The following is a 14,034-nucleotide window of genomic DNA, read 5'->3' as shown; positions in this document are numbered from 1 at the left end:
GGCGACGGGTTGATCGAATTGTGGTGGACCGAATGGATCCAGCGATAGAGCGGCCCCCAATGGATAAGGCGGTGGATGAAGAAGAAATGGACTTCGTGGATGGCGGGCGCCAGCAGGACGAGCGCGGCGAGATAGACGGGATGGTCGTGCCAGCTCACCCACGGCACGTAACCATTGGCGAAGCACCACAGCAGGATGACTTCCACCACCGTCCATAGCGGGATCGTGACGAAGAAGGAGCGCAGGAAATTGTCGAGGTTCTGGCTCTGGAACCAGAAGACGTCCGACGGCGTGTCGCCCGGGAATTTGTGGTTGTATTTGAACCGCGTCGCCTGGGCGCGCTGGACGTAATAACGCAACTCGAAAATGCCGTAGAAGACGAAGATCGCGGCGGCGTTGACGGCGTAGAGCCAGAGCGCCCAGCCCCAGCTGATGGTCTTCATCGTCTCGACGCTCGGAACGACGTAGAACCAGTAGAGCAGCGCGGTGGCCATGTGGAAGGCATTCCACGGCCAGAAGTAGCCGGGCAGCCAGGCGAGAATCTTCGGCAACCGAATTGGCGGTGTCCAGAAGGGCGCGACCTCGAGGCGCCCGTTGGGCTTCCAGTCGCCGCGCTTGTCGCGCACGCCATATCCGAGATCGTCCATCAACAGCCTCCTTCCGCAACGACGGCAGGGATGGCCGCGCGGAAGGGCTGCCTCCGGCTTCAGGCGGGAGATCGAAGCGCTTCTGCTTTGCTTTAGCTATCCGTGAGCCGGCGGTGCCGCCTTGCTTGCGTTGTTCCAATAATCATCTTGATCCAAAATGAATCAAGAATAGAATGTTTGTTCCAAAACATTTGTATCATTCGTGTCAAAGCTACCTGTTTCATGATATTTTCGTATCATGGTTGAAACTTGGATGAGATGAAATGGATCAGCGGAAGCGCCCGACGATCAGAGATGTGGCACAAGAAGCAAAGGTTTCGGTCGCGACGGTGAACCGCGTCCTGAGCGGTTCGGAAGCCGTCCGGCAAGGCACGCGCGAGCGCGTCATGCTGGCGGCCCAGCAGATCGGCTTCTACGGCATGGGCGCGCTCAGGAGCCGCGTGGCCGCGGCCCGGCCGCGCTACCGGTTCGGCTTCCTGCTGCATCAGCCCGGCCGAGCCTTCTACCACAATGTGGCCGAGGCCCTGCGCCTGAGCGCCGGTGTGATTGCCGATTGCGAGATAGAGGTGCGGACGGAATTCCTCGACGACCTTTCACCGCAGCACATTGCCTCGCGCATGCTCGCGCTCGGCCAGGAATGCGACGCCCTCGGCGTCGTCGCCGCCGTTCATCCTCTCGTCGTCCAGGCGGTCGACACGCTGCAGGCCCGCAACGTGCCGGTCTTCGCGCTGATCTCGCAGATTTCGGCGACGGGCGAGATCCACTATGTCGGGCTGGACAACTGGAAGGTCGGGCGCACCGCGGCCTGGGCGTTCGAGCATCTCTGCCGCGAGCCCGGCAAGCTCGGCATCCTCGTTGGCAACCACCGCTATCGCTGCCAGGAAATGAACGAGAGCGGCTTCCGCTCGTATTTTCGCGAGCACGCGCCAGGCTTCACCCTGCTCGAACCGCTGCTGACATACGAATCCCGGGCCGTGGCGCAGGAGATGACCGAGAAGCTGCTGACCGATCATCCGGATCTGTCCGGCCTCTATGTCGCCGGCGGCGGCATCACCGGGGCGATCGCGGCGCTTCGCTCGACGCGCCGGGCCGGCAAGCTCATCGTGGTGGGCTACGAGTTGATGGACGTCACGCGCGCCGCCCTGCTCGACGGCACGCTGACCTTCGTCATCTCGCATCCGCTCGCCAGGATTGCGCAAGAGGCGCTGGCAGGCATGGTCCGGGCCGTCTCGGCTCCGGGCGAGGCAGGCAGCCTGACCGCGATCCTGCCCTTCGACATCTACACGCGCGAGAACATCTGACGGCCTGCGGACTGCCCGGCCCTATCGTCCCTTGGTCAGGCTGCCCAGAATGCCGCGCACGATGGCGCGGCCGACCGACGAGCCGACCGAGCGCACGACCGACTTGATCGCGGCCTCGGTCACCGTCTGACGATTGGAGGGGCGTGGCGACGGCGCGCGCCGGCCGCCGGACTGCGCCTCGGAATCGTCCCCAAAGCCGGGGATCGTCCAGCGCGAGCCGCCGCTCGCCTGCCCCTGCGCTTCCATCGCCTTCTTCTGCAGTATCTCGAAGGCCGATTCGCGGTCGATCATCTGATCGTACTGGCCGGCAACTGGGCTCTCCGCGATCAGCTTGCGACGCTCTTCCGGCGTGATCGGCCCGAGGCGCGAGGATGGCGGGCGGATCAGCGTGCGCTGGACCATCGACGGCACGCCCTTGTCCTCAAGCATCGAGACCAGCGCCTCGCCGGTGGCGAGCTGGGTAATGGCTGTGGCGCAGTTGAAGTCCGGATTGGGCCGGAACGTCTCGGCCGCCGTCCTCACCGCCTGTTGCTCGCGTGGCGTATAGGCGCGCAGCGCGTGCTGTATGCGGTTGCCGAGCTGGGCCAGCACCTTTTCCGGAATGTCGAGAGGGTTCTGGGTGACGAAATAGACGCCGACGCCCTTGGAACGGATCAGTCGCACCACCTGCTCGACGCGGTCGATCAGCACCTTCGGCGCGTCGTCGAACAGCAGATGCGCCTCGTCGAAGAAGAAGACCAGCTTAGGCCGATCGAGGTCACCGACCTCGGGCAGTTCCTCGAACAGCTGGGACATCAGCCAGAGCAGGAACGTGGCGTAGAGCCTGGGGTTCATCATCAGCTTGTCGGCGGCCAAAACGTTGACGGCGCCGCGGCCGTCACGCGTGGTACGCATGATGTCGGCAATGCGTAGCGCCGGCTCGCCGAAGAAATGCGCAGCACCCTGCTGCTCAAGCACCAGCAACGTGCGCTGGATGGCGCCGACCGACGGTTTCGTGACGTTGCCGTAGCGGGCGCTGAGCTCGTCGGAGCGCTCGGCGATGTTGGCAAGCAGCGCCTGCAGGTCCTTCAGATCGAGAAGCAGCAGGCCTTCCTCGTCGGCGATGCGGAAGGCGATGTTCATGACGCCTTCCTGGGCGTCCGTGAGGTTCATCAACCGCGAGAGCAGGAGCGGCCCCATTTCGGAAATGGTGGCGCGTATGGGATGGCCCTGTTCGCCGAACAGGTCCCAGAAGATGACCGGGAAGTCCTCGAACTGATAAGGATCGAGCCTCACCTGCTCGGCGCGCTTGACCAGGAAATCCTTGGCTTCGCCCGGCATGGCGATGCCGGAGAGATCGCCCTTAATGTCGGCGCAAAAGACCGGCACGCCGGCGCTGGAGAAGCCTTCGGCCATCACTTGCAGGCTCACCGTCTTGCCGGTGCCGGTGGCGCCCGTGACCAGGCCGTGGCGATTGCCGTAGCGCAGCAGGAGCTCCTCGGGCCGCTGGTAAGAATCGTCTGGCTTACGGCTGGCGCCGATGAAAATGCTGGTTTCCTCAGCCATTAGGTCCGGTCTCCGCAATATGATCTATCCAAAAATGCTCAAGGTCTCTTCGCGAGGTATAGTAACGCTGTCGCCGAGCGACAATGCCGACGGTCGAATTTGCGCTTTCGAAGCTTGCGGATCGTGCGCATGTTTGGCAATCGATTGCCTGGCCGTGAGGCGATGGGAGTGGTTGCCGCATTGTGATATCCGGCCGAGGGCCCTAGATTGGCTTGACCGGCCGATGCGGCGGAGAAAACGAGGACAGCGATGGGCGCCGGCGCCTTGACCAGGGATGTCGACCTTCCGAGCCCGGATGCCAAGCGCTGGCTGGCGCTGGCGGAAAAGGCGCTTGCGGGCGGGTCTTTCGAGGAAAAGCTCGTTTCCCACACCGATGACGGCATCCGCATCGAGCCGCTCAGCGAACGCTCGGCCGCAGCCGAGCCGCTGCTGCGGACCAATCCGAAGTCGCCCTGGATCGTCAGCCAGCGCGTCGACGATCCCGATATCGCGCGGGCCAGCGCCCAGGCGCTGGAAGACATCGCCCAGGGCGCGACCGGCCTGTCGCTGGTGTTCGAGGGCGCGCCGAACGCCTTCGGCTACGGTCTGCCGCGCACCGCGGAGGCCTTGGAAACTGTGCTCGACGGCGTGCCGCTCAACCGCGTGCAGGTGCGCATCGACGCGCACCCATGGAGCCGTGCGGTCGCCGACTGGCTGCTTGCCTTCCTCACCAGGCGCCGCTCCGATCCGACGAAGCTCAACCTTTCCTTCGGCATCGACCCGGCTGCGATCTTCGCCGGAACCGGCCGGTTGCGCACCTCGATCGAGGCGCTGCAGGAATCGATGCCGCAATCGCTGGCGCATTTCTTCTCGATGGGCGTGCCGGGCGTGCTGCTCGAAGCCGACGGCCGCGTTTTCCACAATGCCGGCGCCACCGAGGCGCAGGAGCTCGGCACAATGGTCGCCTCGGCGGTCTCTTATCTGAGAATGTTCGAGAAAGCCCGCCAGCCGCTCGTCTATGCCGCGCCGCATATCGGCTTCGCGCTCAGCGTCGACCAGGACCAGTTCCTGTCGATGGCCAAGGTGCGGGCGCTGCGCAAGCTCTGGGCCCGCATCCAGGAGACCTGCTCGATCCCGGCCACGACGGCGAACGTCCATGCCGAGACCTCCTATCGCATGATGACGATGGCCGATCCCGAGACCAACATCCTGCGCACGGCGATCGCCGCGTTCGCCGCGGCCACCGGCGGCGCCGATTCGATTTCCATCCTGCCCCACACAATCGCGCATGGCTTGCCGGCCGGTTTCGCGCGCCGCGTCGCCCGCAACGCGCAGTTGCTCATGGCGCATGAAAGCCATCTCTACCATGTCGCCGATCCCGTCAGCGGCTCCGGCGCTGTCGAAGCTTTGACCAATGACCTGTGCGCCGCAGCATGGCAGGAATTCCAGCGCATTGAGGCCGAAGGCGGCGTGCTCGCCAGCCTGCAGCAAGGCTATATCCAGAACCGTGTCCAGACCGCCGCTGCCAAGCGCAACGCCGAATACCGCGCGGGCGAACGCGGTATCGTCGGCACGACCCTTTATCGCGTGGCCAACGAGCGGCCGGTCGAGACCTTGCCTGCGGAGCGGCGACCCGCGCTTACGGAAGGCGTCGCGACCTGCGAGCCGCTGTTTCCCGTACGCATCGACCAGTCGATCGGAGCCGGATCATGATCCCGGATTTCAGCCAGATCGCATGGTCAGCGCCGCGCCGCGCGCCAACCGACCTCAAAGGCCAGCGGATGACGCCGGAAGGCATCGCCGTGAAGCATCTCTACAGCCAGGCCGACCTCAAGGGGCTCGCCGATCTCGACACCTATCCGGGCATGCCGCCTTTCGTGCGCGGGCCCTACCCGACGATGTATGTCCAGCAGCCCTGGACGATCCGCCAATATGCCGGATTCTCGACGGCTGAGGAATCCAACGCCTTCTACCGGCGCAACCTCGCCGCCGGCCAGAAGGGCCTGTCGGTCGCCTTCGACCTTGCCACTCATCGCGGCTATGACAGCGACCATCCGCGCGTCGCCGGCGATGTCGGCATGGCCGGCGTTGCAATCGATTCCATCCTCGACATGCGGCAGTTGTTCGACGGCATCCCGCTCAACGAGATGACGGTGTCGATGACCATGAACGGCGCCGTGCTGCCGATCCTGGCGCTGTTCATCGTGGCCGCGGAAGAACAGGGCGTTGCGCAGAAAGATCTGGCCGGGACCATTCAGAACGACATTCTGAAGGAGTTCATGGTCCGCAACACTTACATCTATCCGCCGAAGCCTTCTATGCGGATCGTGTCGGACATCTTCGCCTACACGTCGCGCAACATGCCGAAGTTCAATTCGATCTCGATCTCCGGCTATCACATGCAGGAAGCCGGGGCGTCGGCCGACCTCGAACTCGCCTACACCATCGCCGATGGCATCGAATATGCGCGCGCCGGCGTTGCCGCCGGGCTGGACATCGACCGCTTCGCGCCCCGCCTTTCCTTCTTCTGGGCGATCGGCATGAACTTCTTCATGGAGGTGGCCAAGCTCAGGGCGGCGCGACTCTTGTGGTCGAGCTTGATGAAGCAGAATTTTTCGCCCAAGGACGAGCGCTCGCTGTCGCTGCGCACCCATTGCCAGACCTCCGGCTGGTCGCTGACGGCGCAGGATCCTTACAACAACATCACCCGCACGATGATCGAGGCGATGGCGGCAACGCAGGGGCACACGCAGTCGCTGCACACCAATTCCTTCGACGAGGCGATGGCGCTGCCGACCGACCATTCGGCGCGCATTGCCCGCAACACGCAGCTCATCCTGCAGAAGGAATCCGGAACCACGCGCATGATCGACCCGTGGGGCGGCTCGGCCTATGTCGAGCGGCTGACGCATGATCTCGCGGCCCGCGCGCTCGCCCATATCGAGGAAGTGGAAAGCCTCGGCGGCATGGCGGCGGCGATCGAGAAGGGTATCCCGAAGCTGCGCATCGAGGAAGCGGCGGCACGCACCCAGGCTCGCATCGATTCCGGCGAACAGGTGCTGGTCGGCGTCAACGCCCATCGGCCGGAAGCCGATATCGAGGTCGATGTGCTGAAGATCGACAATGCCGAGGTGAAGGCCAGGCAATTGGCGAAACTGCAGCGGCTGAAAGGCACGCGCGAGGTGGCGGCGTTGGAGGACGCGCTCGCGGCGCTGACCCGCGCGGCCGAGAGCGGCGAGAACCTGTTGGAATTCGCGATCCGCGCCGCGCGCGCCAATGCCACCGTCGGCGAAATCTCGCTGGCGCTGGAGAAAGTGTTCGGCCGCCACGCGGCCACGGTGCAGACGATTTCGGGTGTCTATCGCGACGCGCTCGGCGACAATCCGACCGTCGACCGGCTGCAGGAAAAGATCGAAGCGTTCGAGAAGAAATCAGGCGGCAAGCCACGCATCCTGGTCGCCAAGATGGGCCAGGATGGCCACGATCGCGGGCAGAAGGTGATCGCCAGCGCGTTTGCCGATCTCGGCTTCGATGTCACGGTCGGGCCGATGTTCCAGACGCCGGACGAGATCGCGAAGCTGGCGGTTCAGCACAATGTCGACATCATCGGCGCCTCATCGCTCGCGGCCGGACATCTGACGCTGATCCCCGAACTGAAGGAAGCGCTCAAGAAGATGGGCCATGGCGACATGCTGATCGTCGCCGGCGGCGTCATTCCGCCTCAGGACTTTGATGCGGTGCTGCAGGCCGGGGCCGCGGAGATCTTCCCGCCCGGCACGGTGATACCGGAAGCGGCGGACCGGCTGATGGATCGCTTGCTGGCTGATCAGTGAAGGCTTGCCTAACCGGTCACAAGGTTGTTCTATCAAGACAGACACAACCAAGGCGCGACAATGTTCAAGACGATCATCCATAGGCTCGAGGACGGATCAGGAGCCGTGGTCGTGCCACCCGAGATGCTGGACAGCTTGAACCTTCGTATTGGCGATGAGCTTCAGGCCATCGAAACCAACGACGGCGTCATTCTGAGACCGATCCGTGACAAGCACGAAACGCAGATGAATGCCGCTCGCGATGTCATGGACAAATACGAATACGCACTGCAGAAGCTGGCAAAGTAGAGGCCTCGACTAGTTCTCGGCCTTGTCCGAGAGCTTGGTGATTTCCCACTCCTTGCCGTTGACGGTGGCGACGTCACCGACTTTCTTGCCGAACAGCGCAACCGCCAGCGGCGAGACATGGGAAATGCTGCCCTTCGTCGGATCGGCTTCGTCCTCTCCGACGATCTTCCAATGCACCTTCTTGCCGTCATCGCCTTCCAGCGTGACGCCCATGCCGAAGCGCACCACGTCGCTGCCAGGTTCGGGCACCGACAGCTCGGCATTTTCCCGCCGCGCGGTCCAGTAGCGCAGGTCGCGCGACACCACGGCGATGCGCTCGCGGTCGCCCTTCCTCTCGGCCTTGGCGAGGATATCGCGCAGATCGGCCAGATTGTCCTCGATCATCGCCAGGCCGCGCTCGGTCACCAGATTGCGGTGCTGGCTGACCGGACGCTCGCCGACACCGGCGATGGCGTTTTCGCTGTCTTCTTCGCGGGTAAAAGCTCTGCTCATCGCATGAACTTAGGCCCGGCGCGGCCACTGCACAAGCTATTTGCCGACGCATCCGTTGGCACGATTCCTGCGACAGGCCAGGCGAACGCCAGGACCTGTGCCGATGTTGAACAGACGAACCCTGCTTGCCCAGACCGCTGGCCTCGCCGCCGCCGGGCTTTGGCTCGGCAAAGCCTCGGCCAAGGTGCTGCCCGGCATCGAGATGGCGGCGATGCGCGGTTCGATCAACGCGGTCGAAATCGGCGTGCAGCCGGGCGCGCTCGACGACCAGAGCAAGGCTTTCGCCAAGATGCTGGCCGAGGCCAGCGACCGAAACGCGCCGGTGTTCCTGCCGCCCGGCACCTATCTGGTCTCCAACTTGAAGCTGCCGGCGCGCGTGCGCTTGTCGGGCGTGCCCGGCGCCACCCGCATCGTCTATGGCGGCAACGGACACCTGATGATGGCCGAACAGGCCGAGCATATCGAGCTCAGCGGGCTGGTCCTCGACGGAAGCAACCGCTGGCTGGCCGATTACACGCAGGGCCTGCTCGATCTGCGTCGCGTCGCCCATCTCGTGATCGACAATTGCCAGCTGACCGGCAGCGGCAAGAATGGCCTGGCGCTCGAGCATGTTTCCGGCCGCATCGGCCGCACCGACATTTCCGGCGCCGCGGATGCCGGCATCTATTCCGTCGAGGCCGGCGGGCTGGAGATTTCGGACAATACGGTTTCGGACTGCGCCAATGGCGGCATCCTCGTGCATCGCTGGCAGACTGCGGAAGACGGCACCATCGTCAGCGGCAACCGTGTGCAGCGGATCGGCGCCAGGAGCGGCGGCACCGGCCAGAACGGCAACGGCATCAACGCCTTCCGCGCCGGCAATGTCATCATCAGCGGCAATATCGTCTCGGACTGTGCGTTCTCGGCGATCCGCGCCAACAGTTCCAGCAATCTGCAGATCACCGGCAACACCTGCTCACGCTCGGGCGAGACCGGGATCTATTCGGAATTCTCCTTCGAGGGCGCGATCCTCAGCAACAATCTGGTCGACGGCGCCGCGAACGGCATTTCGATCGTCAACTTCAACGAAGGCGGCCGCATGGCCGTGTGCTCGAACAACATCGTGCGCAACCTCACGACAGTCGGCCCCTACACCGCCGACCCGCCTGGTTTTGGCGTCGGCATCAGCGCCGAGGCCGACACCACGGTTTCAGGCAACGTGGTCGAGAACGCGCCGCTCTATGGCATGCAGCTCGGCTGGGGCCCCTATTTGCGCAATGTCGTGGCGACGGGAAACATCATCCGCAAGGCCGGCACCGGCATCGTCGTTTCCGTCGTAGAAGGTTCCGGCACGGCGGTCATCTCGGACAACGTCATCGACGGCACGCAGAACGGCGCCATCGTCGGCCAACGCTGGGCCGATCCGGTCACAGGGGATCTCGCCCGATCAACCGACACCGGTTATGCGCATCTCACAGTGGAGCGGAACAGGGTCAGCTAATTCAGCACCGCCGTCGGCCGCAGCGTGCCGACCTTGGCGCCGACCCGGCTTTCGACCGGCGGATGGGCAAGCTGGATCAGCTTGGCGGCCAATGTCTCGTCCGACCGGAGCAGTTTCGCCAGGACCGACGCGATCATCACCTCGGCGGCGCGGCCGGCGCCGTCATCGCATTTCAGCGCAATGCCGAGCCCGAGTTCCGGCAGAGCCGCGCAATAGACACCCTCGGCGCCGGTCTTGACGAAGATGCGGCCGGGAGCGGCCTGCATCAGCGCGACGTCGGCCTTGCCGGTGCCGGCGACCAGGAAGGGTTCCGCCATGCAGGCCGAGAGCAGCCGCTTCGCCGCCCTGGCGCGCTCCGGCGCAAAGCCCCTGCCCGTCGCCATGCGGGCAAAACCCAGCGCGAAGCTCTTCAGCGGCACGGCATAAGTCGGAATGGAGCAGCCGTCTGTGCCGCAATGGTCGACGTCGTGCGCGGCGCCGGTCACCGACTGCATCGCGTCGCGCACCATTTCCTGAAACTGGTGGCCCGCCTTCACGTAGCCCCTATGCGGAATGCCACTGTGCACGCATGTGCACAGAAAGCCGGAATGCTTGCCGGAGCAGTTGTTGTGCAAGGCGTTCGGCGAACCGCCGGCACGCGCCAGAGCAATCGTGGCGTCGTGGTTGGACGGCCAATGCGCGCCGCATTCGAGCGCCGCCTTGTCGAGCCCGGCCTTGGCGAGCATGGCCGTCGCCAGCTCGACATGTTCGGGTTCGCCCGAATGCGAGGCGCAGGCCAGCGCCAGTTCACGGTCCCCGAAGCCGTAGGCGTCGGCAGCACCCGATTCGACCAGCGGCAGGGCCTGGATTGCTTTCACGGCAGAGCGGGGAAAGACGGGCCGCGCGGTGTCGCCGATTTCCCAGACTATCTTGCCGTCGGCATCGACGACGCAAACCGCTCCGCGATGGGCGCTTTCGACCACCGCGCCGCGCGTGACTTCGACCAGAACCGGATTCGCCATGATGCCTCCCGCATGCGTCCGGAGACGCCGCTTTAACGCGGGCCGCTTCTACCTGATCCGGTCGAGGATGGAAACGTAGTTGGCGACCGCCGCGCCACCCATGTTGAAGATACCGCCGAGTTTTGCGCCCGGCACCTGAATGCCGCCGGCCTCGCCGGTGAGTTGCATGGCTGTCAGCACATGCATCGACACGCCGGTGGCGCCGATCGGATGGCCCTTGGCCTTCAGCCCGCCCGACGGATTGACCGGCAGGCGGCCGTCCTTCGCGGTTGTGCCGTCCAGCGCCACCTTCGCGCCCTCGCCGGGCTTGGCCAGGCCCATCGCCTCATACTCGATAAGCTCAGCAATGGTGAAGCAGTCATGGGTCTCGACAAAGGAGAGATCGTCGAGGGTGACCCCGGCCTTCTTCAGCGCCTGCTCCCACGCCCGCTCGCAACCCTCGAAGGAGAGGATGTCGCGCTTCGACATCGGCAGGAAATCCTGGACATGCTCATTGGCACGGAAGGTGATGGCGCGACGCATCTTCAGCGCGGTCGACGTGTCGGTGAGTACGAGCGCTGCAGCGCCATCGGAGACCAGCGAGCAGTCGGTGCGCTTCAGCGGCCCGGCGACGAACGGGTTCTTCTCGCTCTCCTGGCGGCAGAACTCGTAGCCGAAATCCTTGCGCATCTGGGCATAAGGGTTTTCGACGCCATTTTTGTGGTTCTTGGCCGCGATCATGGCGAGCGCGTCCGACTGGTCGCCATAGCGCTGGAAATAGGCCTGCGCGATCTTGCCGAAGACGCCGGCGAAGCCGGCCGGCGTATCGCCGTCCTCCGGGAGGTAGGAAGCTTTCAGCAGGTTCTTGCCGATCTCCGGTCCCGGAGTGGTCGTCATCTGCTCGGCGCCGACCACCAGTACGATGCGGGCGGCGTTCGCGTCGATGGCGCGGATGCCCTGCTTGACGGCGGCCGAGCCGGTGGCGCAGGCATTCTCGACGCGCGTCGCCGGCTTGAAGCGCAGCCGGTCATCGGCCTGCAGCACAAGGCTCGCGGTGAAATCCTGCGGCGAGAAGCCGGCGTTGAAGTGGCCGAGCACGATCTCGTCGACATCGTCCGGACCGATGCCGGCATGGTCGAGCGCGTCGACCGCTACCTTGGTGATCAGGCCCTCGAGCGTCTCGCCTTCGAGTTTGCCGAAGCGTGAATGCGCCCAGCCGACGATGCATGCGGTCATTGCAGCCTCCATTTGCCGCTGAGCCTAGCACATGCTGTTCGCGGCACGCGATTCAATATTGTTCAATAGTGAACCGTTTTCCAGATTTCCGCGATGGGCCAGGGTCACACGTTCAGTTGATCCGTGGTCGATTTTTTGTTGATTGATGCGTCAATAAAAAATAACCTGTCATCGAACCGGATCCTCTAAATGCCGAAAATCGGAATGGAACCGCTGCGCCGCAAGGCGCTCATCGACGCGACGATCTCCGCGATCGGCGAGCGCGGTTCGCTGGACGTGACCATGTCGGAGATCGCCGGCCGCGCCGGCGTGTCCTCGGCATTGGCGCATCACTATTTCGGCGCCAAGGACGAACTGTTGTTCGCGACGATGCGGCACATCCTTGCCGAGCTCAACGCCGACACGCGGCGCGCGTTTCGCCTCACTGCCACGCCACGCCAACGCGTCTCGGCCGTCGTCGCCGTGAGCTTCTCCGACGGGCAGTTCCAGGCCGAGATCATCGCCGCGTGGCTCGCATTCTATGTCGAGGCGCAGAAGTCGTCCGACCTGCGGCGGCTGCTGCGCATCTATGCGCGGCGGCTCAATTCCAACCTGATGAGCGGGCTGACCGGCATCCTGCCGAGGGCGGAAGCCGACCGCGTGGCCGAAGCTACGGCGGCGCTGATCGACGGGCTTTATATCCGGCGCGCGTTGAAGGACGGCGTGCCGGACGCGCAAACCGCGATCGCGCTTGTCGAGGACTATCTCGAAACCAAGCTCAACGGACGGAGCCTGCCTTGACGACCCGGCGACCCAATTTCCTGATCGTCATGGTCGATCAGCTCAACGGCACGCTCTTCCCGGACGGCCCGGCCGACTTCCTGCACGCGCCGCATCTCAAGGCGCTCGCCGCGCGTTCGGCACGCTTTGCCAACAACTACACTGCCTCGCCGCTCTGCGCGCCGGGCCGCGCCTCCTTCATGAGCGGCCAGTTGCCGTCGCGCACGCAAGTCTATGACAACGCGGCCGAGTTCGCCTCCTCGATCCCGACCTATGCGCATCACCTGCGCAGCGCGGGCTATCACACGGTGCTCTCCGGCAAGATGCATTTCGTCGGGCCTGACCAGTTGCACGGCTTTGAGGAGCGGCTGACCACCGACATCTATCCGGCCGATTTCGGCTGGACGCCGGACTACCGCAAACCCGGCGAGCGAATAGACTGGTGGTACCACAATCTCGGCTCCGTCACCGGCGCCGGCGTCGCCGAAATTACCAACCAGATGGAGTATGACGACGAGGTCGCCTTCCATGCGACGCAGAAGCTCTACGAATTCGCCCGCGTCTCGGACGATGCCGCGCGCCGACCCTGGTGCCTGACCGTCTCCTTCACCCATCCGCACGACCCCTACGTCGCGCGACGCAAATACTGGGACCTCTACGAGGACTGCCCGGCGCTGGGGCCGGAGGTCGGCTTTATTCCCTACGACAGCCAGGACCCGCATTCGAAACGGCTCTACAAGGCGTCCGACTACGACAGCTTCGATATCACGCCGGAGCAGGTCCGCCGCTCGCGGCACGGCTATTTCGCCAACATCTCCTATCTCGACGACAAGGTCGGCGAATTGCTGTCGGTGCTGGAACGCACGCGCATGCTCGACGATACTGTCGTGCTGTTCTGCTCCGACCATGGCGACATGCTGGGCGAGCGCGGCCTGTGGTTCAAAATGTGCTTCTACGAGGGTGCCGCGCGGGTGCCTTTGATGATGGCCGGCAAGGGCATCAAGGCCGGGCTGATCGGCGCGCCCGTCTCCAATCTCGACGTGGCACCGACGCTTTGCGACCTCGCCGGCATCGACATGAGCGGGATCGCGGCATGGACGGACGGCCAATCGCTGCTGCCGCTTGCTGCCGGCAAGCAGCGCTCGGCGCCGGTGCTGATGGAATATGCGGCCGAAGGCTCCTACGCGCCGATGGTGGCGATCCGCGAAGGCAAGTATAAATTCGTCCATTGCGAACTGGATCCGCCGCAGCTCTTCGACCTCGATGCCGATCCACGCGAGCTCGACAACCTCGCCGCAGACCCGGATCACGTCGATCTGGTCTCGGCGTTCATGGAAAAGGTCCATGCGCGCTGGAACATGGCGAGCTTCGACGCAGCCGTGCGCGAAAGCCAGGCGCGCCGCTGGGTCGTCTATCCCGCGCTGCGCAACGGCAGCTACTACCCATGGGAGTTCCAGCCGCTGCAAAAGGCGTCGGAACGCTACATGCGCAATC

The 14,034-nt window shown here is 64.4% G+C and carries 11 protein-coding genes and 1 pseudogene; 7 read left to right on the top strand and 5 right to left on the bottom strand.

The window, feature by feature from the left end:
- A pseudogene (locus tag Q0L57_RS26475) lies at nucleotides 1–647 on the bottom strand (sterol desaturase family protein); the annotation flags it as partial.
- Between the two features lie 296 nt (nucleotides 648–943).
- On the opposite strand from Q0L57_RS26475, the gene Q0L57_RS26470 reads away from it, so the two are divergent.
- Nucleotides 944–1,948: a LacI family DNA-binding transcriptional regulator gene (locus Q0L57_RS26470; RefSeq protein WP_296746033.1), complete on the top strand. Its 1,005-nt coding sequence runs from the start codon at nucleotides 944–946 to the stop codon at nucleotides 1,946–1,948.
- A 21-nt stretch (nucleotides 1,949–1,969) separates the two neighbouring features.
- Here the strand turns inward: Q0L57_RS26470 and Q0L57_RS26465 are convergent, their stop codons facing one another.
- The gene (locus Q0L57_RS26465) at nucleotides 1,970–3,493 is read right to left on the bottom strand and encodes a helicase HerA-like C-terminal domain-containing protein (RefSeq protein WP_296746032.1); all 1,524 of its coding nucleotides are present in this window, start codon (nucleotides 3,491–3,493) and stop codon (nucleotides 1,970–1,972) included.
- 249 nt (nucleotides 3,494–3,742) lie between these two features.
- Here Q0L57_RS26465 and Q0L57_RS26460 point away from each other — a divergent pair, with 249 nt between their 5' ends.
- Genes Q0L57_RS26460 through Q0L57_RS26450 form a run of 3 tightly spaced genes read left to right on the top strand, consistent with a single transcriptional unit; the run spans nucleotide 3,743 to nucleotide 7,593 of the window.
- Nucleotides 3,743–5,185 carry a methylmalonyl-CoA mutase family protein gene (locus tag Q0L57_RS26460; RefSeq protein WP_296746031.1) on the top strand — a complete coding sequence of 481 codons (1,443 nt, stop codon included), beginning with the start codon at nucleotides 3,743–3,745 and terminating at the stop codon, nucleotides 5,183–5,185.
- Nucleotides 5,182–7,305, top strand: a complete 2,124-nt coding sequence (gene scpA, locus Q0L57_RS26455) for a methylmalonyl-CoA mutase (protein WP_296746030.1) — start codon at nucleotides 5,182–5,184, stop codon at nucleotides 7,303–7,305. Before Q0L57_RS26460 ends, scpA begins: the two co-directional genes overlap by 4 nt.
- A 60-nt stretch (nucleotides 7,306–7,365) precedes the next feature.
- Nucleotides 7,366–7,593 carry an AbrB/MazE/SpoVT family DNA-binding domain-containing protein gene (locus Q0L57_RS26450; protein ID WP_296746029.1) on the top strand — a complete coding sequence of 76 codons (228 nt, stop codon included), beginning with the start codon at nucleotides 7,366–7,368 and terminating at the stop codon, nucleotides 7,591–7,593.
- A 9-nt stretch (nucleotides 7,594–7,602) separates the two neighbouring features.
- Here Q0L57_RS26450 and greA read toward each other — a convergent pair whose 3' ends face one another.
- Complete coding sequence (gene greA, locus Q0L57_RS26445) at nucleotides 7,603–8,085, bottom strand: transcription elongation factor GreA (RefSeq protein ID WP_296746028.1); 483 nt, start codon at nucleotides 8,083–8,085, stop codon at nucleotides 7,603–7,605.
- A gap of 103 nt (nucleotides 8,086–8,188) precedes the next feature.
- Between greA and Q0L57_RS26440 the strand changes: the two genes are divergently transcribed.
- A complete protein-coding gene (locus tag Q0L57_RS26440; protein ID WP_296746027.1) occupies nucleotides 8,189–9,565 on the top strand; it encodes a TIGR03808 family TAT-translocated repetitive protein in 1,377 nt (458 codons plus the stop codon).
- On the opposite strand, the gene Q0L57_RS26435 is transcribed toward Q0L57_RS26440, so the two are convergent.
- Both Q0L57_RS26435 and Q0L57_RS26430 read right to left on the bottom strand, forming a co-directional pair.
- Nucleotides 9,562–10,566, bottom strand: a complete 1,005-nt coding sequence (locus tag Q0L57_RS26435) for an asparaginase (protein WP_296746026.1) — start codon at nucleotides 10,564–10,566, stop codon at nucleotides 9,562–9,564. The two genes, Q0L57_RS26440 and Q0L57_RS26435, sit on opposite strands and share 4 nt — an antisense overlap.
- Nucleotides 10,567–10,614: 48 nt before the next feature.
- Nucleotides 10,615–11,781 carry an acetyl-CoA acetyltransferase gene (locus tag Q0L57_RS26430; protein ID WP_296746025.1) on the bottom strand — a complete coding sequence of 389 codons (1,167 nt, stop codon included), beginning with the start codon at nucleotides 11,779–11,781 and terminating at the stop codon, nucleotides 10,615–10,617.
- 189 nt (nucleotides 11,782–11,970) lie between these two features.
- Here Q0L57_RS26430 and betI point away from each other — a divergent pair, with 189 nt between their 5' ends.
- Nucleotides 11,971–12,561 carry a transcriptional regulator BetI gene (gene betI / locus Q0L57_RS26425; protein WP_296746024.1) on the top strand — a complete coding sequence of 197 codons (591 nt, stop codon included), beginning with the start codon at nucleotides 11,971–11,973 and terminating at the stop codon, nucleotides 12,559–12,561.
- The coding region (gene betC, locus Q0L57_RS26420; RefSeq protein ID WP_296746023.1) for a choline-sulfatase at nucleotides 12,558–14,034 on the top strand (1,477 nt) is incomplete at its 3' end. The genes betI and betC, both read left to right, overlap by 4 nt.

The sequence above is a fragment of the Mesorhizobium sp. genome (assembly GCF_024509055.1).
Classification (GTDB): Bacteria; Pseudomonadota; Alphaproteobacteria; order Rhizobiales; family Rhizobiaceae; genus Mesorhizobium.
The sequence above is the reverse complement of the archived record's forward strand: the minus strand, read 5'-3'. Positions and strand labels throughout refer to the sequence as shown.